A 22818-nucleotide genomic window follows, 5' to 3' on the forward strand; every position below is an offset into this window, starting at 1 on the left:
TTGATTCGGTGCAACTGTCCTGCCGGTGGCCGCGGTTGTTCTGTCACAGCTCATCCCCTTTCATCCGCCGGGCAGAGCGTAGCTTCGCGCGGCGCGTTCGACGCGGCCGCCGAACCGGGAGCCGCGATAGGGTCGCGTCATGGATGCCGTCGGTGTGGTGTTGGCCGCGGGCCTGGGCACCCGGGTCGGAGCCGACGGGAACAAGGCCTACCTGCCGCTGGCGGGGCGCAGCATGCTCGTGTGGTCGTTGGACACCCTCACCCGACTGCCGGATGTGGCCAGGACCATCCTCGTGTTCCGCCAGGGCGAGCTCCAGCTGGCCCGCGACACCGTCGACCGTGAACTTCCACACGCCACAGTCGAATTGGTCGAAGGCGGCGAGACGCGACACGGCTCGGAGACGAACGTCGTGCGCTACCTGGCCGATGACATCGAGTCCGGCGCCGTCGACGTGGTGGCCATTCACGACGCTGCGCGGCCGCTGGCCGGGCCAGGCATGTTTCGCGAGGCGATCGCGGTGGCCCGCGCGTTCGGTGGTGCGCTGCCAGCTCTTCCCGTCGAGAATCTCGCGACCCACGACGGACACGGCCTGGCTCCAGTTGATCAGCGGGCCACCCTGGTCAGGGTTCAGACACCGCAGGCGTTCCGCGCCGTCGATCTACTGCACGCCTATCGCAGCGCCGAACGCGACGGCTTCGAGGGCACCGACACCTCGTCGTGCATCGAGCGCTACACCGATGTCGAGGTGCGGACCTTCGCGGGCCGAATCGACAATTTCAAGGTCACCTATGCGCGCGACATCGCTGTCGCGCAACACCTGCTCAGCGACCGGACCCGGCACGCCGGCTCGTGATGACCGCGGCGAGATAGTCGGCGTCGCCGGGCAATTGGATCCTGACGGTGTCGGTCTCGCCGTCGACCAGGGTCACCGACACCTTTGCGGCGAGCGCCGCGTCGAGGTCATCGAACTCGTCAACCGCGCTCCGCGCGACGAGCATCGACAGAACCTCGCCATCGAAGCCGCGCGGGTACTGAACGGTGCGCAGCGGTGCCCGGTCGACGGTGGCGGTGACGGCGCCTTCGGGGTCGACGGCCTTGATGCTGTCGGTGACCGGGCAGATCGGCAACACGGCACGCGCGCCGCCGCGCAGTGCCGCCGCCACGCGGTCCAGAGTCGCAGGCGCGATGAGCGGCCATGCGATGTCGTGCAGCAGCACCGGCCCGGTAGGCACCTCACCAAGGGCACGCAGGCCCGCCGCGACGCAGTGCGCACGTTCTCCCGGCTCTTCGGCGACCCGAACCTGCACGGGTGAAAGACCTTGTCGTGTCAGTGATTCCCGAACCTCGTCGGCAAAAGGCGCGGCCGGCGCGACCACCACGTCACCGACGGACATCAAGGTCCGCACGATCGACACCAGCGGGGACTGTCCGGCCACCGGCGCGAACACCGCCTCGCGCCGCTGCGCAAGACCCACGGGGATAGGCAGGATCGCCGTCACAGTCACGGCGCTCGAGGCTATACGGCCTACACCGGTTCGAACGACTCGATCAGCCAGTTGCCGTCGATTTTCTTCAGGCCCACCTTCACGCTGCTCGCAGCGAACGAACCGTCGGGGTTCTCCTTGCTCGTGGTTGTCTGGTTGATGAACACGAGCACCTCGGCGGATTCCGGCTGGATCTCCGACACCGCGGCACGGACGACCGAGGCGGCCGTCTTGACGGCTTTCTCTCGCGCCGCCGGGGTGACGATCTGTTCGGTGAATTGCGTGTAGTACGAGAGGAAGTCGCCGGTCAGCTTGGATTTGGCGTTGGCGAAGTCCTGGTCGAGCGATTCCGGCGAGTAGGACAGCAACGCCACGGTGCCCGTCTTGGCGGCATCGAGGGCGACCGTCGCCGCCGCCGGATCGGTCTGCTGGTCGGGGCGGTAGTCGTTGAAGTACAACCAGCTGGCCAGCCCGGCGGAGCTGGCCAACAGGACAAAGGCCAGCACCGCGGCGACGATCAGTGCGCGCGCAGACCGGCGCCCGGACTTCGTCGGAGCCTCAGCGGCGTCGTCTTCTGGTTCGTCGTCCGATTCGACGGTGGCAACTTCGGGCGTCGCGTCGTCGTCGGTCACCGAATCTTCCACGTCGGTGTCGGGGGTGCGGTCTTCGTCGCTCACGGCACGAACTCGACTTTCGCCATCTTGATCTGATCGTTCTCGCGCTCGAGGCTCACGCTGAGTCGCCACGTGCGCGGTTCCTGGTTCGCGCCAGCGGAATTGGTGACCCGCGACGAGGCGGCGACGAGCACCTCGGCTTTGTCGTCGGACATCGATTCGACGGCGGTGGAGTTGACCGTCACCTCGGTGATGACCTTTGAATCCTGGGCCACCTTGACGAAATCGGCGGCCTGCGACTGGAAGTCGTCTTTGAACTGGCCGGTCGAGTTGTCGATGATGCGCTGGACATCCGCCTCGGCGTTGTTGAAGTCCAGCGACATCAACGTCACGACGCTCTGCCTGGCGGCCGCCGAATATTCGGCGTTCTGCTGACGCACCTTGTCCGCGTTGCGATGTTCGACGATGAAGAAGCCGCTCAGGGCGAGCAGCGCGACCGAACCCAGCACCGCCAGGATCGTCAGCGCCACGGCGATGCCGCGCCCTGTCACTCTCGGGCGCGGGACCCGGCGCTTGCGGGGCGTGGCGGCATCCGGCGATTCGTCGACCCCGAGTTCGACAGCCGTCGATTCGTCCGTGCCTTCGATGACATCGCTCTCGGCGGGCTCTGCCTCCGTGTCGGCGGGCTCTGCCTCCGTGTCGGCGGGCTCGGCCTCCGTGTCGGCGGTTTGGGTTCCTGCTGCGGTTTGGGTCGCCGGTGCGGTCTTGGCTGTCAACGCCTCGCGCCGCAGACGCGCCGCGCGGGCACGCGCCCGGGCCGCAGCGGCCATCGCGTCGGCCTCTGCGGCCTCAGCTTCGGCTTCGTCGGCGAGCGCTCGTGCCTGCTCGGCATCGGTCGATCGGTCAGGTTCCACGGTCGATTCCTCGACGCGATCGGCGTCGATCACCGAGTCGCGGCGCCTGAAAGACGGCACACCGACCTCCTTGTCTGCTGCGTCATTGCATGGCCAACACTATGAGAATGTCGTTCTTCTTTTTTGAGTATCCCACTCACGATACCCTCGATTTGCAGGTCCGGACAAAAGCGCTGTCTGCGAAAACGCTGTTTCCAGGCTGTGCACCTGCTCAGCGCTGAAGGTTCTGTAACCGGTCTTTCATCACCTTGCCGGTGGCATTCAACGGCAACTCGTCGAGGAACTCTACAGAGCGAGGGACCTTGAAACCGGCCATTCGGTCGCGACACCACGCGATCAGCTCGTCGTCAGTCAACACGCCGGCGGCGGACGGCCTGGCCACGATGAACGCCTTGCCGACCTGCCCCAAGCGTTCGTCCGGCACGCCGATGACCGCGGCCTGGGCGATGTCGGGGTGCTCCAGCAGGAAACCCTCGATTTCCGCGGGATAGGCATTGAAACCGCCCACGATGAACATGTCCTTCTTCCGGCCCACGATCCGCAGCCGGCCCTCGGCGTCCACCGTGCCGAGATCGCCGGTGTGCAGCCAGCCGTCCGGGTCGATCGTCTCGGCAGTGGCGATCGGGTCGTCGAGATAGCCCTGCATCACCGTGTAGCCACGCACCAGCACCTCGCCGTCGTCGGCGATGCGCATCTCGACGCCGTCGCAGGCCTTGCCGGCTGTCGTCGCGATGTCGGTGAACGAATCTCCCGGCCGCGACAACGTCACCGTCCCCGCCTCGGTGAGGCCGTAGCCCGTCGCAAGGGTCTGGAAGGGCAGCTCTTCGTGCACCCGCCGGATCAGCTCGACGGGGATGTCGGCTGCGCCGGTCACACCCGCACGAAGCGTGGCCAGCCGCGACTTGTCCGGCAGTGACAGCAGGGAGTGGTACAGCGTCGGCGGACCGGGCAGCATCGTGATGCGCTCTGCGGCAATGAGTTCCACCACTCGGTCCACGTCGAACACCTGCACCGGCAGCATCGTGGCACCGCGGATGAACGACGCGATCAGGCCGGCCTTGTAGCCGAACGTGTGGAAGTACGGGTTGATCATCAGGTAGCGGTCACCCTCGCGCAGATCGGCGAGGTCGCACCACTCTTCGTACAGGCGCATGTTCTGCGCGTGATTCATCATCACACCCTTGGGGCGACCCGTCGTGCCCGACGTGAAGATGATGTCCGAGATGTCTGTCGATTCCAGAGGTCGACTGAAAGGCTTTCCGCTGGCGAGGAAGTCGGACTTTAGATCGATGACAGGGATATCCCCGGGAGCGCTGTAGTCGACTCCGAGGAAGCCCTGCTGGACGAGCACCGCCTTGGCGCCGCTGCGGCTGATGATGTCGGCCGCTTCGTCGGTCTTGAATCGGGTGTTGACCGGAACCAGCACACCACCGGCCGTCAGCAGACCGAACGCGGCGATGATCCACTCGACGCTGTTGGGGGCCCAGACGGCCGCCCGGTCACCCTTCTCGATCCCGAGATCGGCGAATGCGCCTGCGGCGCAGGAAATCCGCTCGACCAGCTCAGTGAAGGTCAAGCGCAGCGAACCGTCGACGACCGCTTCCGCGTCGCCGAACCGGTCCGCCGCGCTTGCAACCAACTCCGGGATGGTCTGCCATCGGGCGTGATACGTCACGTCGTGACGAGACGACCCAGGTTTCCACCCATGATCTTGGCCTGATCCTCGACCGCAAGGTGCTCAAGCGCGGTGACGTAGTGCGTCGGCTCGGCCAGACCCTCGGGATGCGGCCAGTCGGATCCGTAGAGCACCTGGTCCACGCCGATGAGGTTGATCAGGTCGTCGATGCCCTCTTCGTAGAACGGGCTGACGTAGATGCGGTTCTTGATCTCTTCCATCGGGTTTCCGAGGAACGCTTCGGGTGCCTTCTTGTACACCTCGGACATCGAATCCAGCAGCGGGAACATCCACTTCGAGCCGGCCTCGACGATGCCGACCTTGAGCTTGGGGAAGCGGAACAGTGCACCGTGAATCACCCACGAGGCCACCGCATCCTGGATCGGACGCCATTCGTTGAGGATCGACATCGCGTTGGTCTGGAACGGCAACATCTCCTGTGCCGCGCCGTCCCACTCCGACGTGTAGCGCGAGTAACCGCTGTCGGAGGAGTGCATACCGACGAAGATGTCGTGCTCGACGCACCGCTCCCAGAACGGGTCGAACTCCGGCAGCGCGAACGACCGCGGGCCGCGGAAGCCGGGCACCGGCGCCGGGCGGATCAGGATGGCGCGGGCGCCACGCTTGACGGCCCACTCCAGCTCTTCGATCGCCTTCTCGACGATGGGGAGCGTGATCACCGGCGTGGTGAAGATGCGGCCCTGGTAGTTGAAGCCCCAGACCTCGTGCAACCACTCGTTGAGCGCGTGGATGATGACGTGGATCGCGACCGGATCATCGGACAGACGCTCCTCGATGAGGCTGGCCAGCGTCGGGAACATCAGGCTGCGGTCGACGCCCAGCTCGTCCATGACCTTGATGCGCGGCTCGGGCTCGAAGAACGCCGGGATGGCCTTCATCGGCTCGCCGAACAGCTCGCGCTTGCTCTTGCCGTCGGGGTTGCCGTATTTGAAGTACTCCTCCCACGCACCCGGCTTCGCGACGACCGAGAAGGTCGGGTTGGGGATGTAGTTGCTGATCTGGCCCTTAAGCGCGATCTTCGTGCGTCCGTTGATCTCGACGTACTGGACGACGTCCTTGTACTCCTTGGGGAGGTACTTGGTCATCGCCTCCGGCGGCTCATAGAGGTGGTTGTCCGCATCGAACAGCGGGAACGGGATATCCACCCGGTGCGACAGTTGTCCCATGAAAGACTCCTTTTCCTATCGAGAGAATCGTATTCTCATTTTCAGTGAGCCGCAACGACCGCGTACTCGCCGGCTGCGACCTGCAGTCTGATCACGTACTTCTGAACCTTGCCGCTGGCCGTCCGCGGGAAGTCCTGCCCCTCGGGGACACGGTGCAACTCCTCTGGCCACTTCTGTCTGGCGATGCCCACGTCCTTGAAGTGCGCACGCACGTCGTCGAGGCTCGGCATCTGCCGGCCGTCGCGAAGGCGCAACACCGCGGCCGCGCGCTCGCCCAGCCGGTCATCCGGGGCGGCGACGACGACGGCCTCGGCCACCTCCGGCATCGCCAAGAGCACCTCTTCGACTTCGAGCGCGGAGATGTTCTCGCCACCGCGGATGATCACGTCGGCCTTGCGGTCGGTGATCGTCAGATAGCCGTCGTCGTCGAGAACGCCGACGTCACCGGTGCGATACCAGCCGTCCTCGTCGAACGCCGACGCCGTCAGGGCGTCGTCGGTATAGCCGAGGCACAGATCGGGCCCGCGACTGTAGATCTCACCGTCCTCACCGAGCCGGATCTCCACTCCCGGACGTGGGTCGCCGTCGGTGAACAGCCGCTTCGCCTCCGGCGCGCTGGGGCGCGATCCGGTGATCGACGGGTGCTCGGTGCTGCCGTACGAGCGGAACACGAACATGCCCAGATCGGTCAATCGCTGCGTGACCGCCGCAGGGACCGTCGAGCCGCCGAGCCCGACGGTCTTGAACCGGCTCAGATGCTCGGGCCTGCAATCGGGGTGGTCGAGCAGGCTGGTGACGAAGTACGGCGGACCACCGCCGATCGACAGTCCGTCGCTCTCGATCAACGCCAGCACCCGGCCCGGATCCCACACGTCGCACAGGTCGATCGGAGCCCCTTCGAGCACCGGGATCAGGAACGCCCCGACCATGCCGATGAAGTGCCCGACGGGCGTCGCGGTCAGCTGTCTGCCCCGGTCGGGCGGGTAGTTCTCCAGGAGCTGACGCGTCTCGAAGCTCAGCGTCTGGTGGCTGTGGATCACGCCCTTCGGATCCCGGGTGGTCCCCGAGGTGAAGGCGATCAAGGCAGGCGCCGCCGGGTCGGCCGGCAGCGTGCCGACCAGCGGCTCATCGGCAAGGATTTCGTCGAAGGTGTCACCCACGAGCGCGACGATCGGCACGTCCGTGCAGAGGTCGGGCTGATGCCGCAGCCGCCCGAACTCCTCGGTGGTGACGAAGACCTTCGGCTTGGCCGTCGCGAGGATGTGCCCGAGTTCTTTGCGGCCATAGAAGTGGACGATCGGCACGATGACGGCTCCGAGGAACGACGACGCCCAGAACGTGACGGCAGCTTCCCGCCAGTTCGGCAGTTGGAAGGCCACGACGTCGCCCGGTCCGACGCCGCGCGCCTGCAGCCCCGCCGCGAACCGCCGGGCGTCCCGTTCGACCTCGCCGAACGTGCCCGTGTAGGGACGCACCGCCGAGTGCACACAGAAGCCGGCATCAGGGCTGCTCGCGAGCCCGCGGGCGAGCAGGTCACCCAGCGTCTCCCGGGTCCAGTAGCCCTCCTGCTCGTAATGGCTGACCAGCTCTGCAGGAATCGTTCGCATGGCAGCGAGTCGTCCTTTCCCGTGCGCGAGGAGGTGCCTTCAGGCGGTGGTTCGAGAGGCGTCGGCGATACTGGAGTAGTCGTAGGCGATGCTATTCTCCGCCTGCGAGAATGCCAATACCGCAGATGGAGAATGCCCGATGGTGGACCTCGAGATCGAGGATGGTCTGGCGATCATCACCATCGATCGCCCGCATGCGCGCAACGCGATCTCCCTGGAGACGATGGACCAGCTCGACAAGGCGCTCGACGGTGCGCAGGGAGCCACCGCTCTCGCGCTGACCGGCGCCGGGGACAAGGCGTTCGTCTCCGGCGGCGACCTCAAGGAACTCAGCGCGCTGCGCACCGAGGAGCAGGCCGGGGCGATGGCGTTCCGGATGCGATCGATTTGCGATCGCATCGCCGCCTTCCCCGGGCCCGTGGTGGCCGCGCTCAACGGCCACGCACTCGGTGGCGGCGCGGAGTTCGCCGTGGCGGCCGACATCCGGCTGGCTGCCGACGACATCAAGATCGGCTTCAACCAGGTCGCGCTCGCGATCATGCCGGCCTGGGGCGGCGCCGAACGGCTGGTTCAGCTGGTCGGCTACAGCCGGGCTCTGCTGTTGGCGGGTACCGGGCGGATCCTTGCTGCCACCGAGGCCGAACGGTTCGGGCTGATCGATCAGGTGATCCCGCGGGCCTCGTTCGACGAACAGTGGCGCCTGACCGCGCGGTTGCTGGCCAGCACCCCGGCAAACGAGGTCAAGCGTGTCATGCGCGGTGTGCCAACGACCGAAGCCGTCGCGGCGTTCGCCCGGCTCTGGGTGTCCGACGAGCACTGGACGGCCGCCGACAAGGTGATGAACAAGGGCAAGTGACGGTCTTCAGAGACTGAGTTCCCGAATGGGATCGCTGCCGTCCCAGCCTGCGGCGGCGTCGCGCAGAAACGTGTCCATCCCTTTGGTCGTTTCAGTCAGCTCCATGATCTCAATGACCGCTGCGGGCCCGTCTGGCTGCTCCACGTAGGCGAAACGCGTGCCCAGGTCCTCACCGCCTGACCACACCACCGGCCAACCGACGTCGGCGATCTTGCGCATCGTCTCCTCGAAATCCTCGGTCCAGTAAGCCAACTGGTGGAACCCCGGTCCCCGGGCGGCAAGAAACTCGGTGAAAACGCTCGCGGTGTCGTCGTGCTGGTGGATCAGCTCGACCTGTAGGTCGCCACTGTTGGCCAACGCCAGCGACAGCGTGATCTCGCAGGGTCGGCCGCGGTACGTCACGCGCTGCGGGACGCCCCGGATGACGGTCCACGGGCCGACACCGAGTGCGACCCAGCTGGCAAACGCAGCGTCCAAATCGGTCACCACATAGCCGATCTGGCGAATTCGTCCGGGAAGGATTACGACGGCGACGCTAACAGGTAGCCGCACACGCATACTCGCATAGTCCGAACATGTTCTCTCTAGACGAGAACGTCATTTCCGATTATGTTCAACGACGTGTCGACACCACAGCGCGCGCTGGCGCCCGAAATCTCCACCTGGCCCGCCGAGAATCCTCAGCTGATCGGTAGTGGCTGCGCCACCTGCGGCGCGACCGTCTTCCCAGTTCAGGACCACTGCCCGAAGTGCAGCAGCGCCGAGATGTCAGAGGTCCTCCTCCCGCGGCGCGGGACCGTCATCGCATGGACGACGCAGGGTTTCCCGCCCGGCGCCCCATACGCCGGTCCGACCGGTAAGGAGTTCGTGCCGTTCGGAGTCGGTCTCGTGCAGTTGGGTTTGGGCGATGAGGCCGTCATCCGCGTCGAGGGCCGCCTGACCGAGAACGACCCGGCCAAGCTGACATTCGGCCAAGAGGTCGAGCTCACCATGATCCCGTTCACCACGGACGCCGACGGCAACGAGGTCGTCACGTTCGCGTTCCAGCCGGTCTAGATCGAAGGACTCGTAAGACATGAGCAACGACGTCGCCATCATCGGCGTGGGACTGCACCCGTTCGGCCGATTCGAGAAGCCCGCGGTACAGATGGGCGCCGAAGCGATCCGGCTGGCACTCGCCGACGCCGGCGTCGAATGGAAGGACATCCAGTTCGGCTTCGGCGGAAGCTATGAGGTGTCCAATCCCGACTCGGTGACACGCCTGGTCGGCCTGACGGGCATCACGTTCACGAACGTGTTCAACGCCTGCGCCACGTCGGCCAGCGCCATCCAGCAGACGGCCGACACGATCCGGTTGGGCAAGTACGACATCGGCGTCGCCGTGGGTCTCGACAAGCACCCGCGTGGAGCGTTCACCGACGACCCGGCCAAACTCGCACTGCCGCAGTGGTATGCGGAGAACGGCCAGTTCGTGACCACCAAGTTCTTCGGCATGAAAGCCAACCACTACATCCACAAGCACAACATCTCCCAGGAGACGCTGGCGCGGGTGGCCAACAAGAACTTCCGCAACGGAGCCAAGAATCCGAATGCGTTCCGCCGCAAGGAGATCTCGGTCGAGGAGATTCTCAACTCCCCCGCGCTGAACTATCCGCTGACGCAGTACATGTTCTGCGCACCAGACGAAGGCGCGGCCGCGGTGATCATGTGCCGCGCCGACATCGCCCACAAGTTCACCGACAAGCCGGTGTATGTGCGCGCCAGTGAGATTCGCACGCGAACCTTCGGCGCGTATGAGGTACACGCGACGTCGGCCCCCCTCGACGAGGATCCCTCGCCGACGGTGTACGCCGCCAAGGCCGCATATGAGGCTGCGGGAATCGGCCCTGAGGACGTCGACGTTGCCCAGCTGCAGGACACCGATGCGGGCGCCGAGGTCATCCACATGGCCGAGACGGGCCTGTGTGCCGACGGCGAGCAGGAGAAGCTGCTTGCTGACGGGGCCACCGAGATTCACGGCTCGATCCCGGTCAACACCGACGGCGGGTTGATCGCCAACGGCGAGCCTATCGGCGCATCAGGTCTGCGTCAGATGCATGAGCTGGTCCGCCAGTTGCGGGGCGAGGCCGGCGATCGTCAGGTGCCGGGACAGCCCCGTGTCGGACTGGCGCAGGTTTACGGGGCCCCGGGCACCGCGTCGGCGACAATCCTTTCGCTGTAACGGATTTCGCCGAATGCCCGCCCGCTCTGCGGACGGTTCGTCAGGCCCTCACCTGAGACGCGTCGTGGTCCTCGGCCAACGCGGGGAGCGGATCTCCCTCAAGGCGCCTGATCCAGCGCTCGCAGAATGCGAAGGTCTCGGCGTGGCCGGTGTCGATTCCCAAGGCCCGCTCCATGACGAGCGCCTGGGACACGCTTGTCGCGAACACCGTCCACACCACGGGCGGCACGTCGTCGGAGACCATGCCATACCGACTGAGAGCCTCCTCGATCGCGCGGTTCTGCGCCTGACGGAACCGCTCGGCGTAGAAGACGATCTCGGCACGCAAGGCCTTGCGGTGGTTAGCCAGCCCCATGAACTCCATCGTGAGCCGCGTGGCCTCAGGGGCCGTGCTGAACCGCCACAACGCCCACAGCGGCTGCGGCGACTGCAGCGCCGTGGTCAGCACCGCGAAGCCTTCTTCGGCCCTGCGGTTGAACACCGCGAGAAACAGGTCCTCCATGGTCCGGAAGTAGTAATGCACCAGCTGAGGCTTCAGCCCTGCCTGATCGGCGACGCGGCGCGATGTGACGGCGGCGTAGCCCTCCTCGATGAGCAGCTTCTCCGCGGCGTCGAGCAGCACGACGCGATTTTTCGCATCTGGTGCCCCGATCCGTCGCGGCGATGACATGCTGACTCCACTCCTTTGCTGGTGTTGTACCCCAGGTCGACACCGACGATCGTGTCGACACGCGAATCGCGACCCGCGGTGTCGCCCGAGATCCTTGACCCTAACTCTTCCACCATGCTAAGCAGGTGCTCAGCATTTTGAACAGTCGAGGACCCACTCGACCTGCACAACCCGTCAGCCCCGGGAGGCCATGGACATGAGCGACTTCGACACGATCGACTACTTCACCGATCCGTCTCTCGTGCCCGACCCTCACCCGTACTTCGATCACCTGCGCAGTAAGTGTCCGGTCGTCAAGGAACCGCATTACGGCGTGCTGGCGGTCACCGGATACGAAGAGGCGGCCACGGTCCTCAAGGACAACGACACGTTCTCGTCGTGCATCGCCGTCGCGGGCCCGTTCCCGCCGCTGCCGTTCACGCCGGAGGGCGACGACATCACCGACCAGATCACCGCGCACCGGCCCCAGATGCCGATGTTCGAGCACATGGTCACGATGGATCCGCCCGACCACACCAACGCCCGATCGCTGCTGAATCGCCTCCTGACGCCGAGCCGGCTCAAGGAGAACGAGGACTTCATGTGGCGCCTGGCCGACGAGGTCCTCGACGACTTCATCGACAACGGCAAGTGCGAGTTCCTGACCTCCTACGCAAAACCCTTCTCGCTGTTGGTGATCGCCGACATGCTCGGTGTACCCGAATCCGATCACGACGAGTTCCGGGCCGTCCTCGGTGCGCCGAGGCCCGGCGCCAACGTCGGTTCGCTCGACCACAGCGACCTGGTCGGCGCCAACCCGCTGGAGTGGCTCGACGAGAAGTTCATCGGGTATCTCGAAGATCGCCGCAAGGACCCCCGTGACGACGTCCTGACGGCGCTGGCGACCGCGAAGTACCCCGACGGCTCCACACCCCCGGTGATCGAGGTCGTGCGCTCCGCGACGTTCCTGTTCGCCGCCGGGCAGGAGACGACCACCAAGCTGCTGTCGGCCTCGATGCGGGTGCTGGGCGACCACCCGGAGGTTCAGGAGCGGCTGCGCCGCGACCGCACCAAGATTCCGATCTTCGTCGAGGAGGCGCTCCGGATGGACGCGCCGGTGAAGAGCCAGTTCCGGCTGGCGAAGAAGCCCGCCAAGGTCGGCGACCTCGATGTGCCCGCGGGCACGACGATGATGGTGTGCCCGGGCGCGGTCAACCGCGACCCCAACAAGTTCGAGCATCCGCACGAGTTCGATCTGGATCGCAAGAACGTCCGCGAGCACATCGCGTTCGGCCGTGGCGTGCACTCGTGCCCCGGCGGCCCACTGGCGCGCGTAGAGGGTCGGGTGTCGATCGAGCGGATTCTGGATCGCATGGGCGACATCACGATTGATGAGGAACTGCACGGCCCGCCCGGGGATCGCCGCTACAACTACGAGCCGACGTTCATCCTTCGCGGGCTCACGGACATCAATATCAAATTCAACCCGGTGCGGTGACTCGAGCGAATCCCACACGGCAGCAATAGCGTCGTTCTAAAATCCGGAAATGGTGTTCTACAAGACGGTTCCGCTGCTCGCTGCCTCCATCGCGGGAGCCTGCACAGTGGGCGCCGTCGTCACGGCGGGTACCGCGGCGGCTCAACCGCCCATGCATCACGTGAAATACACCGTGGGCGCCAGCCAGGACATCGCCAACGCCGAAATCTACTACCGGCAGAACGATCCGCCGAACTGGGGCGAGTACAGCCACAATCCGTATCTGTACACCCCGAACGTCGAAGCGAACCTCGGACCGAACCAGCCGTGGGTGTTCGAGACGTGGCTCGCGGATCCGAACGAGTGGTCGATGGTCGTCGTCGGTCTGCCCTCGTCGATGACGCCTGCGTTGGCCGATCCCGGATTCGTATGCGAACTGCAGGTGGACGGTGTTGTCGTCGCGACGGATTCGGGCACCAAGGGCGCGCTCTGCTCACAGCGCCCCTGGTAACACACTGACGTCAGGCCCGTCTACGGGGGTGGCGGATTACCGCCACCGACCGAGGCGTCGCCGCGCGCCCAGTACGACCGGTTGTCCTTCGCGATACACGTCAGGAACAGACCGTCAGGCGCCTGCGCGACCTGACCGTCAAGCGCCGGACACAGGTCGCCCTCGTTCTTGACCCCGTGCATCTCCGGTGAACGGAACCACCGCGGCTCGTAGCGCCGCGGCGAGCCGCAGAACACCAGACGGCCCCAATCCGTCACGCCGAAAACGTAATACGTCGTGTTGGCGCAGTAGGAGCCCAGCACCACGTTGGGCAGAATCCCGGGAGTGCAATTGGGGTAATTGCATTCACCACCGGGCGGGGGCGGCGGCGGCTGCGCCGCGACGGACGGAGCGGTCATCAGCACTGCGGGGGCTGCCACGGCAGCGAGCGCTGCGACGAGAGATCGCATCTGGACATTTTCCCATGCGGCGGAACGAAATTCTCGCTTTTGAAGAGCTCTACTCTGAGCACCGTTAGGCTGGAGCCCATGCGCGTAACACGTCTGGTCAGTGGGTTGGCAGCGACGGCGATGGCCGTGCTGGGAAGCGTGAGTTTCACACCGATCGCACAGGCGGACGAGCAGGATTGGGGCGTCAACATCAGCGGGACGTGGCGCGTCTACTCCGATGGCGAGTGGGCCCGCACCAACGAGGTGAAGATCAAGCAGCAGTCCGTGCTGGAAACGTGGACGGTCAACATGACCTGCCTCAGCCCGATCGAGTGCACCGGCGAGGTGAAGAGCTCGCTGGGGTGGACGGGCTCGGTCAGGCTCGACGACTTCTATTACGTCGAGCACGACGTACCGAACTGGATGCCTTGCCCCAACGGCACTTTCGCGACCGGCCATCAGAAGTTCATGCTGTGGGGCTTCGACGACGCCATGAAGCGACGCACTAAGCGGAACATGGACATGATCGTGGGCCGCAACATCACCAAGAGCGACAGCGGCGCCTGCGGGGTCAACCTGTCGAAGGTGATCGAGCTGCCCGTGCGGATGGATCCAATCTCCTGATCCGCAACGGCTCTCGCTCGTAGCTCACATCGGCAGGAGATCCTGCCACGACTTCGGCGCGCTCCCGGTCGCCACATTGGCTACCTGATGCATCGATCCGTCCGGCGCCAGGTACTCCCCCGTCTGCGGGTTGTACTGGGCGGTGCCCACGGTGGGCACACCGGAATCATTGCCGCCGAAGGCACTTGGCGCCACAGGTGTCGCACCCGGCGCGGGAGCCGGTGCAATCGGCACTGCCTGCCCCGGCAGCAACGGGCCCTGGCTGGGCGGCAGAGGTGCGGGCGGAAGGATCGGCGGCTGCGCCGGGGGCGGCGCTCCGGGAACCATCGGCGCCGGGGCACCGACCGGGAACGGCGGCGTGCCGGGTTCCGACACCGGCGGCGTGCCTGCCCGCACGGCGCCTGGCGGCAGCGGGGTCCCCTCAACCGGCGTGTAGATGCGGTCAGGACCTTCGACGAATGAGTCGATGGGCACGCCCTGGGACACCAGGTTCGGGTCGAACGGGTACGGCCCGGTGATGTGGTTGCGGATCGCGGTCGGAATGAATCCTCGGGGATCGTTGCAGAGTTCAACGGTCGGAGCCCGCTTGCCCGGGTGCTCGATGCACGGATAGTTGCGCGCGCCACGGACATTCATCGGAGAGTCCTGCGGCAGTTTGCAATACAGGCCATCCGGGGTGTCGATCGTGGTCTCGTCCTCGGGCGAACGCCACTGCGTCGACGGCAGGAACCCGACGGTGCACGGGTTCGGATCGCTGATGGTCAGCGCGAAGTCACCCATCGGCAGACCGGTGGGGCTGTTCTGCGGCAGACCGAACGACTGCTGGGCGGCGATGATGCCGGGGAACAACACGAGCAGCTGTTCGATTGCTGGGTTGTAGGTCAGCAACGTCTGCCCCACCGTGCTGAGGTTGGCCAGCAGGATCGGCAGGGTCGGCTTCACCTGATTGAGCAGGGTGCTGACCTCGTTGGCGAAACCGGGGCCATTCTGCAGCAGGGCACGGATCTGCGGGTCGTTCTGCACCACTTGGGCAGAGACGCCGTTCAGGCTGGCTGCCCACGTCCGGATCGCGTCGGTCGTCTCGGCCTGCGAATCGATCAGTGGTCTGCTGTCGTCGATCAACGAGCGCATCTGATCGGATACACCGTTGACGTCCCCGGTCACCTGGGCGGCCGAATCGAGCAGCGATCCGAATTCGGGACCTGCGCCGTCGAAGGCCTTGAAGGTCTCGTCGAGCAGATCGGGGATTCGGTCCTTCGGGAGGCTGTCGACCATCGCGCTCAGCTGATCAAGCATCGGGCCGACCTGCTGGGGAACCGCCGTCGCGGTGAACGGGATCCGTGCACCGTTCTCGAGGAAAGGCCCGTCGTCTGTCTCCGGCAGAAGGTCGACGTACTGCTCGCCGACCGCGGACACACTCTTGACCTCGGCCCGCAGGTTCGACGGAATCTTCGGCGAAGTATCAAGGGACAGCGTGGCTTCCGCGCCCTGCTCGGTCAACTTGACGTCGGTCACCTTGCCGACCTGGACGCCGCGGTACGTGACGTTGCTGAAACGGTAGAGGCCACCCGATTCGGGCAGTTCCAGCGTGACCGTGTTCCGGCCGACACCCAGCAGAGTGGGCACCTGCATGTAGGCGAACAGCATCACCGCGACGCCGACGATCGACGCAATGCTGAAGATGATCAACTGATTTCGGACGAAGCGGGTGAGCATCAGCCACCTCCTCCAGGTGTCGGCGCGGCGGGTGCCGGCGGCGCGGTCTGTGCCGCGTAGGGACCGGCGAAGATCTGGTCACCGGTGATCGGCTGGGACTGGGGTAACCACGGCGCGGCCGGAGGCGGCGGCACCACCGGCAGCAGCGGCTGCGGCTCGACAGGAGGCAGCGGCGCCGCAGCAACCGGAGCAGCACCCTCCTCCCCCGGTGGCGGCTCTGCTGGCGGCGGAGGCGGCGTGACACCCATCGACAGCGGGTTGTACGTGTAGTTCAGATAGTACGGATCCCCAGGTGCAGGAATCAGTTTCGCGTTCTCGTCACCCCATCGGGTACCGGCCAGCAGCGTCTTCTTCAACCGTGGGTAGGTGATGTCGAAGATCGCGTACAGGTTGATGTAATCGCCCTTGGTGATGCGGTCGGCGAAGGTCGGGCCGTACGGGAACGCGCTGGCCCACAGCACCGCCTCGTTGAGATCCGGGCCGATGTCGGCGAGAGCGCCGAGGACCGGACCCAGGTTCTCCAGGTTCTTGACCAAGTCGTCACCGGCGTCGTTGACCAACTGGGTGGCGGTGTCGCTGAACGTGCCGAGCCGGTCCAGCGCGGTCGTGAAGTTGGGCCGTTCGCGGACGAGTACATCGATGGCGGGCGGAATCTCCTTGAGGGCCCGGTCGATCACCTCGCGCTGGTTGGCGAAAGTCCCGGCGACCCGGCGGAGTTGTTGAATCGACGCGATGATGTTCTCGCGCTGATCGGCGAGGACGCCCACGAAATTGTCCAGCCTGGTGAGCAATTCGCGTGCCTCGGGCTCACGCCCGGACAGCGCGGTGTTCATGTTGTGGATGATGTCGCCGATCTGCCCCAGACCTCCGCCGTTGGCGACGGTGGACAGCGACGAGAGCGTCTGCTCGGTCGTCGGGTAGGTGGACGATGCGTTCAGCGGGAGCGTGGAGCCCGCTTGGAGCCGTCCTTGCGGCGCGTCCCCCAGCGGTGGGTTCAACGCCAGGTGCATCGATCCCAGCAAGCTGGTCTGCCCGACCGTCGCCACCGCATTCGCCGGGACGACCACGTCGGGCTTCACGGTGATCTCGACGTCGGCGTGCCAGTTCTGCACGGTCATCTTGCCGACGCTGCCGACGACCACATCGTCGATCATGACCGGCGAATTCGGCTCCAGCGTCGCGACGTTGGGCACCTGGACGTGGTAGGTGATCGCGTCGCCACCCCGCCCTACCGCTCCCGGCAGGGGCAGCGAGTTCACGCCCTGGAACGCACAACCTGAAAGTGACAGCGCGACAGCACAACCGATGACCGTCAACTGCTTCACACCGCGGATCATGATGGCGGCATCCCTTCTGCAGGCAGCAGCGGCCCGGCTGGCGCCGGGGCCGGCGTCGGGGGCAGCAGCAGCCCGTCGACTGTTGCCGGCGGCTGCGGTTGCGCCGGGATGTTCGACAAGATGTTGGGCGGCGCGGGCAGCGGCGCACCCGGGAACAGAGCCGGTGACGGCGTCGCAGGCGCATCCGGATCCGGCTGGTAGATCCCGCGAGGCCCGGGGGGAGCGTGCCAGCCCGGCGGCGGCGGGATGTCCCCGGACCCGGTGTACGCCGATACCGTCGGCGGGATCTCGGGCGCATCACCCGGACCTGTACCACCGGGTGCGAGCTTGGGATCGGTGTAGATCGTCCTACTCGGGTTGATCGCGGGGCGCAGGTACGGGTTGATCGGGAACGGCAGGTTGTGGATCGGGATCGAACGCAGTGCCGGACCGAGGTATTGGGCGCACAGTTTGGCGGTCTCCGGGGCCGTCGTATTCGCGACGCCACCGATGAGCCCGCAGACGAACCACACCGGGTTCGAGAAGTTCGACACCGAGAAGGCACCGGTGACCGAGCCACCGTTCGGGTAGTAGATGTTCTCGAAGTTGGCGATCGCGTTGGGCGTGATGTGCAGAACGTTCTCCAACGCAGTCTTGTTGTCGGCCAGCGTCTGCATGACCTGGCCGAGGCTGCGGATCTGCTCCGAGGTTTGGTCCCTACTGCCGACCACGAATCGCTGAACCTCGCCGATGGCGAACGACAGGTCGGTCAGCGCGGCGTCCAGGTCGGACCTGTTGTCGTTGACCACGCTGGTCAAGGTGGCGAGCCGGTTCTGGAACATCACGATCTGTTCCTTGCTGTCGCGCAGCGCCGACACGAACACCTGGAGGTTCTTGATGATGTCGACGATGTTGCCGCTGCCCTCGGCGAAGATGCGGGCGACCCCGGAGAGCTGACGCAATGTCTCACGCAGCTTCTCGCCGTTGCCTTCCATCGCGTTGGCGGCGCTGTCGACGAAGCGGGAGATCGATGTGCCATCGACCCCGGTCTGCGGGCCCAATTCCTCAGAGAGACGCATCAATTGGGTCTTGACCTCGTCCCACTCGACGGGAACCGCAGTCCTGTCCTCCGAGATGACAGCACCGTCGTCCAAGGTCGGTCCGCCACCATCGCGGTAGGCGGGCGTGAGCTGTACGTAGCGCGCGGCGACAAGGTTCTGCGCGACGATGACCGCCTTCGCATCGGCAGGCACGGGAACTCCCCTGTCGACGTTGAGCGTCATCTTCGTCAGCGTGCCCTCGGGCTCGATCTTGTCGATCGTGCCGACCTTGACCCCCGACACCCGGACCTCGTCGCCCGGGTAGATCGCCGTCGCGGTCGGGAAGTACGCCGTGATGGTCTTGGGACCGAAGAAGACCTGCCGGACGAGGAATGCCGCGCCGGCGACGAGGAGGATGGCCAGCAGGATCGCCGTGCCGGCCACCACGCGCTTACGGGTTGCCATCATTGGGGAGATCTCCAGGCTGCGGAAGGCTGTTGACGGGGAACGGCAGTTGCGCACGCGGTCCGGCGTTGTCCGGCGGCTGGCCGATGTCGACGCCGTTTCGGAATCCGAAGGCGTAGTCGAGGAACGGCTGCAACAGCTGTGCGGGCTGGATGTTCGGGATCAGGGCGTTGTAATACGCACCGTTGGAGACGATTTCGCCCTGGGTCAGGTAGTACTTGGCCGCGCCGGGAAGCATCTTCGCGAGGTTGTCGCGGTTGCGCTCCAGCATCCGGGTGACGTTGTTCAGCCGCTCCAGCGCGGGGGCCAGTTCGGCCTCGTTGTCGGCGACCACGCCCGAGAGTTGTTGCGATACTGCCGAGACGTTGGCAAGCAGGCTCGTGATGGCGTAGCGCCGCTCGTTGAGCACCGCGAGGAGGTCGTTGGAGTTCAGGATCAGAGCGTTCACCTGGCGGCTGCGCTCGGAGAAGATCCCGGTGACATCTCCGGCGGTGCGGAGCAGCTCGGCAAGGCTCTCGTTGCGGCTGTTCAGCGACTGGGACAGCCGGGACAGCCCATCGAAGGTCGGACCCAGTTGCGGCGCAATCTGATCCAGCGTCTGCGACAGGGTGTCCAGTGACTGATTCAGTGCGGCGGTGTCGGTGTTGGCGGTGTTGTCGGTCAGTTCGCTCACGGCGTCGGTCAGCGAGTACGGCGATGACGTCCGGCTGGCCGGGATCACCTGCTGCGGATCGAGCGTTCCGCTGCCCTCGGAGTCGAGTGCCAGGACGCGCTCACCGAGCAGTGTTCCCGTGCGGATGTGCGCGGTGGTGTCCGAACCGAGCGCGTACGCGCCGTCGATGGTGAATCCGACGAGCGCGTCGCCGTTGTCGAGTTGGATCGACGACACGGAGCCGACCTTGATACCGGACACGGTGACGTCGTTGCCGACGTTGAGGCCACCGGCTTCGGTGAACAGCGCCTGGTACCGGATGGCGGTGGCCCAGGACAGCAGACGTTCGGGCTGCAGGCCGACGGCGATGACCAAGATGATCAGGACGACGCCGATGAAGCCGGCCCTGGCGAGTTGAGATCCGCGGTATTTCAGCATTATTCGTCCACGCACCTTCCCTCTTCTTGCTTGATCCAGGGGAACACCACCGTGCGTCCCTCCAGATCACTGGCGCGGAAGGAGATACCGCAGATGTAGTACGGGAACCACGCGCCGTAAGATCCGACACGGGCAAGCTTGCGGTAGATCTCGGGAAGACGCTGAAGCGTGGCATCGAGCCGGTCGAGGTCGTTGTCCACCAGCGGCGCAAGCCGGTTCATCTCGTCGACGGTGTTGGCCAGCGGTGCCCGGCCCCGACCGAGCAGATCCGCTATCGACGCGGTGCCGTTGTCCAGCGCGGTGATGGCGTTGCCGATGGGATCGCGGTCGGCCGACAACCCGCTGACCAGTTGCTCGAGTTTGTCGATGGCTCCGGAGAATTCGTCGCCGTCCTTGGCCAGGGTGTCCAGCACGGTACGGAGATCGGTGATCAACTCCTCGATGACCTGGTTGTTGTCGGCCAACGAGTTGCTGAACGACGAGGTCTTCGAGAACAACGAGTCGAGGGTGCCACCCTGCCCCTGCAGGATCTGGATCAGTGAGGACGTGAGCCCGTTGACATCCTCGGGATTGAGGCCCTGGATGACGGGCTTGAGCCCACCGAGCAGCACGTCGAGATCGAGTGCCGGCGCGGTCCGGTCCACCGGGATCTGTCCGCCCGCGGGCACGATCTGGTTGGAATCAGGGGTGTCGACGAGTTCGAGGTAGCGGTCGCCGACGAGGTTCAGATAGCGGATCGCCGCGTTCGTGCCGGTGGTCAGGACCGTGTTCTTGTCGGCATCGAAGGTGACAAGGACGTTTCTGTCGTCCTGCAGCTCAATGTCTTTGACCGAGCCCACGCGAATTCCCGCTATGCGCACGGTATCTCCCGCTTTCAACCGGGACGCGTCCTTGAATACGGCCGTGTATTCGTTGGCCGCACCGGTTCTGGTGTCGCTGAACACCAGGAACAGGAACGCGGTCAGGACGATCATGATCAGGCCGAAGATCGCGAACTTGATGAGGGTGCCGACGGAGCGCGTCATCCGGGCATTCCGATCTGTGCGGTGTTGCGAGGCGGCCCGTCAAGCGGTCCGAACAGCCAGTTCTTGAGGCCTTCCGAGTTGAGCAGGATGCCTTGGTTGCCGTATTGCGCGGGGTTGGATCCGACGTCTGCGGCAATGAATGGCGGGATGAATTCGGCTGGCATCTCGGGCAGGCCGAGCTCGGTGCAGTAGTCGCGCCCACCGCTCTTGGCGGCCACCTTGGGGAGGTCACGCGGGTAGCGGTAGCGTTCGACGCCCAGTGTCAGACCGGCGGACACGAAGATGCCGGAGAACTGCGGCGGTGACTTGGCGAACGGAACCAGACCGCCGATGCCGCACCACAGCGACTTCTTGTACAGGTTCAGCAGGCCGGTGGTGGGTTCGAGCTTGTGCAGCACATCGGTCAGCGCCACCCGGTTTCCGCCGACGACTTCGTTGCCGAGGTCGGCCAGACCGATTGAGCTGATGAGGAACTGGTCGAGGTTGTCCTGCTCGTCGACGATGGAGTTGCTCAGCGTGGTGGTGTTCTCGACCGTACCCACGAGATCGGGTGAAGCATCGGCGTAGGCCTGCAGCATGGGGACCGACGCCTCGATGTCGTGGGACAGGTTCGGCAGGCTCGGTTCAAGCTTGGCCAGCAGCGCGTTGAAGTCCGACAGGGTTTGACCGAACTTCTCGCCGCGTCCACTGAAGGCCTGCGAGATCGCGCCCAGGGTCTCGTTGAGCTTGGTGGGTTCCACGGCGTCGAGCACCTGCACCAGGCTCTGGAACACGGTGTTGATCTCGACGGTGACGTGGTCACCTTCGAGCACCTGGCCGCTCTTCAACTCACCGCTCGGATTGTCGGGTGCTTGAAGCTGAACGAACTTGGCGCCGAACACGGTTGACGACGCGATGTCGACGCCGACATTTCCGGGAATGAGGTGCAGCTGCGACGGGTCCATGTCCAGTTGCAGCTGGGCCTTGCCGTCGGGCAGATAGGCGATCGACTTGACGGTACCGACCTGCACGCCACGCAGTTTGACCTTCGCGTCGGGGTTCATCACGAGCCCGGCGCGGTCGGAGATCACGGTGACGGGAACGGTTTCGGTGAATTTGCCGGCGAACAGGCCGATCGACACCGCGAGGATCAGCACCAGCACGACGACGAGTCCGAGCCCGGCCAGCGGCCGGGCGAGGTTCGAGACGCCGAAGTGACGCCCCGACGATGCCGCCAGGGGCGCCGCGCCGCTGGAGGTCTCGGACCGGTGCATAGGTCCGGGTCCCAGGTTTTTGCTCAACTCGCTCCCCTAGCCCGACAGGTTGAAGTTGCCGTTGGAACCGTAGATCGACAGTGACACCAACAGCGTCACCGACACCACCACGACAAGGGACGTGCGCACGGCGTTGCCCACCGCGGCGCCGACACCCGAGGGGCCACCCGAGGCGAAGTAGCCGAAATAGGTGTGTACCAACAGGATCGCGATCGCCATCAAGACGGCCTGCAGGAACGACCACAGCAGGTCGATCGGGTTCAAGAAGGTGTCGAAGTAGTGGTCGTAGAGTCCGCCGGACTGCCCGAACAACACCACGGTGGTGAATTGCGACGCCAGGAACGACAGGATCACCGCGATCGAGTACAGCGGGGTGATCGCGACCATGCCTGCCACGATGCGGGTGGAGACCAGATACTCCACCGGACGGATGCCCATGGATTCGAGTGCGTCGATCTCCTCGTTGATCCGCATGGCCCCCAGCTGCGCGGTGACACCGGCGCCGAACGTGGCGGCCAGGCCGATCCCGGCGACCACCGGTGCGGCGATCCGCACGTTGATGAACGCCGCCAAAAAGCCCGTCAGCGCCTCGATGCCGATGTTGCCCAGCGAGCTGTAGCCCTGAATCGCCAGCGTGCCACCGGCGGCCAACGTCAGGAACCCGAC

At 65.4% G+C, this 22818-nt stretch carries 23 protein-coding genes; 7 read left to right on the forward strand and 16 right to left on the reverse strand.

All coding sequences use genetic code 11. The features are described from left to right. Positions 1-139 precede the first annotated feature (139 nt). Positions 140-853: an IspD/TarI family cytidylyltransferase gene (locus P9A17_RS24940; RefSeq protein ID WP_278041420.1), complete on the forward strand. Its 714-nt coding sequence runs from the start codon at positions 140-142 to the stop codon at positions 851-853. Here P9A17_RS24940 and P9A17_RS24945 read toward each other — a convergent pair. The 6 genes from P9A17_RS24945 to P9A17_RS24970 all read right to left on the reverse strand — a co-directional run bounded on the left by P9A17_RS24945 (position 822) and on the right by P9A17_RS24970 (position 7481). Beyond that, positions 822-1505, reverse strand: coding sequence for a 2-C-methyl-D-erythritol 4-phosphate cytidylyltransferase (locus P9A17_RS24945; RefSeq protein ID WP_278041421.1), 684 nt, complete (start codon positions 1503-1505; stop codon positions 822-824). The two genes, P9A17_RS24940 and P9A17_RS24945, sit on opposite strands and share 32 nt — an antisense overlap. Positions 1506-1525: 20 nt before the next feature. Then, positions 1526-2161 (reverse strand): hypothetical protein, encoded by a 636-nt coding sequence (locus P9A17_RS24950; RefSeq protein WP_278041422.1) that lies wholly within the window; start codon positions 2159-2161, stop codon positions 1526-1528. Further along, on the reverse strand, positions 2158-3072 hold the full coding sequence (locus tag P9A17_RS24955) for a hypothetical protein (protein ID WP_278041423.1): 915 nt from the start codon (positions 3070-3072) through the stop codon (positions 2158-2160). The genes P9A17_RS24950 and P9A17_RS24955 overlap by 4 nt, the downstream gene beginning before the upstream one ends. Positions 3073-3223: 151 nt before the next feature. After that, entirely contained in the window at positions 3224-4687 is a 1464-nt protein-coding gene (locus P9A17_RS24960) for a FadD3 family acyl-CoA ligase (protein WP_278041424.1), read from the reverse strand. After that, a complete protein-coding gene (locus P9A17_RS24965; RefSeq protein ID WP_278041425.1) occupies positions 4684-5874 on the reverse strand; it encodes an amidohydrolase family protein in 1191 nt (396 codons plus the stop codon). The genes P9A17_RS24960 and P9A17_RS24965 overlap by 4 nt, the downstream gene beginning before the upstream one ends. Positions 5875-5915: 41 nt before the next feature. Then, positions 5916-7481 carry an AMP-binding protein gene (locus P9A17_RS24970; RefSeq protein WP_278041426.1) on the reverse strand — a complete coding sequence of 522 codons (1566 nt, stop codon included), beginning with the start codon at positions 7479-7481 and terminating at the stop codon, positions 5916-5918. A 139-nt stretch (positions 7482-7620) separates the two neighbouring features. Between P9A17_RS24970 and P9A17_RS24975 the strand changes: the two genes are divergently transcribed. Continuing rightward, complete coding sequence (locus tag P9A17_RS24975) at positions 7621-8337, forward strand: enoyl-CoA hydratase/isomerase family protein (protein WP_278041427.1); 717 nt, start codon at positions 7621-7623, stop codon at positions 8335-8337. A gap of 6 nt (positions 8338-8343) precedes the next feature. Here the strand turns inward: P9A17_RS24975 and P9A17_RS24980 are convergent, their stop codons facing one another. Then, positions 8344-8895, reverse strand: a complete 552-nt coding sequence (locus tag P9A17_RS24980; RefSeq protein ID WP_278041428.1) for a VOC family protein — start codon at positions 8893-8895, stop codon at positions 8344-8346. A gap of 51 nt (positions 8896-8946) precedes the next feature. On the opposite strand from P9A17_RS24980, the gene P9A17_RS24985 reads away from it, so the two are divergent. Both P9A17_RS24985 and P9A17_RS24990 read left to right on the forward strand, forming a co-directional pair. Beyond that, positions 8947-9393 carry an OB-fold domain-containing protein gene (locus P9A17_RS24985; protein WP_278041429.1) on the forward strand — a complete coding sequence of 149 codons (447 nt, stop codon included), beginning with the start codon at positions 8947-8949 and terminating at the stop codon, positions 9391-9393. A 19-nt stretch (positions 9394-9412) separates the two neighbouring features. Further along, positions 9413-10558 carry a thiolase family protein gene (locus tag P9A17_RS24990; protein ID WP_278041430.1) on the forward strand — a complete coding sequence of 382 codons (1146 nt, stop codon included), beginning with the start codon at positions 9413-9415 and terminating at the stop codon, positions 10556-10558. Positions 10559-10598: 40 nt separating this feature from the next. On the opposite strand, the gene P9A17_RS24995 is transcribed toward P9A17_RS24990, so the two are convergent. Beyond that, positions 10599-11228 (reverse strand): TetR/AcrR family transcriptional regulator, encoded by a 630-nt coding sequence (locus tag P9A17_RS24995; RefSeq protein WP_278041431.1) that lies wholly within the window; start codon positions 11226-11228, stop codon positions 10599-10601. Between the two features lie 196 nt (positions 11229-11424). Between P9A17_RS24995 and P9A17_RS25000 the strand changes: the two genes are divergently transcribed. Together P9A17_RS25000 and P9A17_RS25005 are read left to right on the forward strand one after the other, a co-directional pair. Further along, on the forward strand, positions 11425-12705 hold the full coding sequence (locus tag P9A17_RS25000) for a cytochrome P450 (RefSeq protein ID WP_278041432.1): 1281 nt from the start codon (positions 11425-11427) through the stop codon (positions 12703-12705). 49 nt (positions 12706-12754) lie between these two features. Then, the gene (locus P9A17_RS25005; RefSeq protein WP_278041433.1) at positions 12755-13195 is read left to right on the forward strand and encodes a hypothetical protein; all 441 of its coding nucleotides are present in this window, start codon (positions 12755-12757) and stop codon (positions 13193-13195) included. A gap of 20 nt (positions 13196-13215) precedes the next feature. Here the strand turns inward: P9A17_RS25005 and P9A17_RS25010 are convergent, their stop codons facing one another. Next, positions 13216-13644, reverse strand: a complete 429-nt coding sequence (locus P9A17_RS25010; RefSeq protein ID WP_278041434.1) for a hypothetical protein — start codon at positions 13642-13644, stop codon at positions 13216-13218. 78 nt (positions 13645-13722) lie between these two features. On the opposite strand from P9A17_RS25010, the gene P9A17_RS25015 reads away from it, so the two are divergent. Next, the gene (locus P9A17_RS25015; RefSeq protein ID WP_278041435.1) at positions 13723-14247 is read left to right on the forward strand and encodes a hypothetical protein; all 525 of its coding nucleotides are present in this window, start codon (positions 13723-13725) and stop codon (positions 14245-14247) included. Between the two features lie 24 nt (positions 14248-14271). Here the strand turns inward: P9A17_RS25015 and P9A17_RS25020 are convergent, their stop codons facing one another. The 7 genes from P9A17_RS25020 to P9A17_RS25050 all read right to left on the reverse strand — a co-directional run. Beyond that, positions 14272-15963: an MlaD family protein gene (locus P9A17_RS25020; RefSeq protein ID WP_278041436.1), complete on the reverse strand. Its 1692-nt coding sequence runs from the start codon at positions 15961-15963 to the stop codon at positions 14272-14274. Next, positions 15963-17300: an MCE family protein gene (locus tag P9A17_RS25025; protein WP_278041437.1), complete on the reverse strand. Its 1338-nt coding sequence runs from the start codon at positions 17298-17300 to the stop codon at positions 15963-15965. The genes P9A17_RS25020 and P9A17_RS25025 overlap by 1 nt, the downstream gene beginning before the upstream one ends. After that, a complete protein-coding gene (locus P9A17_RS25030; RefSeq protein WP_278041438.1) occupies positions 17297-18787 on the reverse strand; it encodes an MCE family protein in 1491 nt (496 codons plus the stop codon). The genes P9A17_RS25025 and P9A17_RS25030 overlap by 4 nt, the downstream gene beginning before the upstream one ends. Next, a complete protein-coding gene (locus P9A17_RS25035; RefSeq protein ID WP_278041459.1) occupies positions 18771-19874 on the reverse strand; it encodes an MCE family protein in 1104 nt (367 codons plus the stop codon). Before P9A17_RS25035 ends, P9A17_RS25030 begins: the two co-directional genes overlap by 17 nt. After that, positions 19874-20899: an MCE family protein gene (locus tag P9A17_RS25040; protein ID WP_278041439.1), complete on the reverse strand. Its 1026-nt coding sequence runs from the start codon at positions 20897-20899 to the stop codon at positions 19874-19876. The genes P9A17_RS25035 and P9A17_RS25040 overlap by 1 nt, the downstream gene beginning before the upstream one ends. Next, positions 20896-22179 (reverse strand): MCE family protein, encoded by a 1284-nt coding sequence (locus tag P9A17_RS25045; protein WP_278041440.1) that lies wholly within the window; start codon positions 22177-22179, stop codon positions 20896-20898. The genes P9A17_RS25040 and P9A17_RS25045 overlap by 4 nt, the downstream gene beginning before the upstream one ends. 9 nt (positions 22180-22188) lie before the next feature. Beyond that, positions 22189-22818, reverse strand: a 630-nt coding sequence (locus P9A17_RS25050) for an ABC transporter permease (RefSeq protein WP_278041441.1), incomplete at its 5' end; no start/stop codon positions are given.

It is taken from the genome of Mycobacterium sp. 236(2023) (assembly GCF_029623955.1).
GTDB lineage: Bacteria > Actinomycetota > Actinomycetes > Mycobacteriales > Mycobacteriaceae > Mycobacterium.

Excerpts from the sequence above, each read along its gene's own strand:
- P9A17_RS24940 (WP_278041420.1), top strand. The coding sequence starts at position 140 with ATGGATGCCGTCGGTGTGGTGTTGGCCGCGGGCCTGGGCACCCGGGTC.
- P9A17_RS24965 (WP_278041425.1), bottom strand. The coding sequence starts at position 5,874 with ATGGGACAACTGTCGCACCGGGTGGATATCCCGTTCCCGCTGTTCGAT.
- P9A17_RS24970 (WP_278041426.1), bottom strand. The coding sequence starts at position 7,481 with ATGCGAACGATTCCTGCAGAGCTGGTCAGCCATTACGAGCAGGAGGGC.
- P9A17_RS24975 (WP_278041427.1), top strand. The coding sequence starts at position 7,621 with ATGGTGGACCTCGAGATCGAGGATGGTCTGGCGATCATCACCATCGAT.
- P9A17_RS24980 (WP_278041428.1), bottom strand. The coding sequence starts at position 8,895 with ATGCGTGTGCGGCTACCTGTTAGCGTCGCCGTCGTAATCCTTCCCGGA.
- P9A17_RS24985 (WP_278041429.1), top strand. The coding sequence starts at position 8,947 with ATGTTCAACGACGTGTCGACACCACAGCGCGCGCTGGCGCCCGAAATC.
- P9A17_RS24990 (WP_278041430.1), top strand. The coding sequence starts at position 9,413 with ATGAGCAACGACGTCGCCATCATCGGCGTGGGACTGCACCCGTTCGGC.
- P9A17_RS24995 (WP_278041431.1), bottom strand. The coding sequence starts at position 11,228 with ATGTCATCGCCGCGACGGATCGGGGCACCAGATGCGAAAAATCGCGTC.
- P9A17_RS25000 (WP_278041432.1), top strand. The coding sequence starts at position 11,425 with ATGAGCGACTTCGACACGATCGACTACTTCACCGATCCGTCTCTCGTG.
- P9A17_RS25005 (WP_278041433.1), top strand. The coding sequence starts at position 12,755 with ATGGTGTTCTACAAGACGGTTCCGCTGCTCGCTGCCTCCATCGCGGGA.
- P9A17_RS25010 (WP_278041434.1), bottom strand. The coding sequence starts at position 13,644 with ATGCGATCTCTCGTCGCAGCGCTCGCTGCCGTGGCAGCCCCCGCAGTG.
- P9A17_RS25015 (WP_278041435.1), top strand. The coding sequence starts at position 13,723 with ATGCGCGTAACACGTCTGGTCAGTGGGTTGGCAGCGACGGCGATGGCC.
- P9A17_RS25020 (WP_278041436.1), bottom strand. The coding sequence starts at position 15,963 with ATGCTCACCCGCTTCGTCCGAAATCAGTTGATCATCTTCAGCATTGCG.
- P9A17_RS25025 (WP_278041437.1), bottom strand. The coding sequence starts at position 17,300 with ATGATCCGCGGTGTGAAGCAGTTGACGGTCATCGGTTGTGCTGTCGCG.
- P9A17_RS25030 (WP_278041438.1), bottom strand. The coding sequence starts at position 18,787 with ATGATGGCAACCCGTAAGCGCGTGGTGGCCGGCACGGCGATCCTGCTG.
- P9A17_RS25035 (WP_278041459.1), bottom strand. The coding sequence starts at position 19,874 with ATGCTGAAATACCGCGGATCTCAACTCGCCAGGGCCGGCTTCATCGGC.
- P9A17_RS25040 (WP_278041439.1), bottom strand. The coding sequence starts at position 20,899 with ATGACGCGCTCCGTCGGCACCCTCATCAAGTTCGCGATCTTCGGCCTG.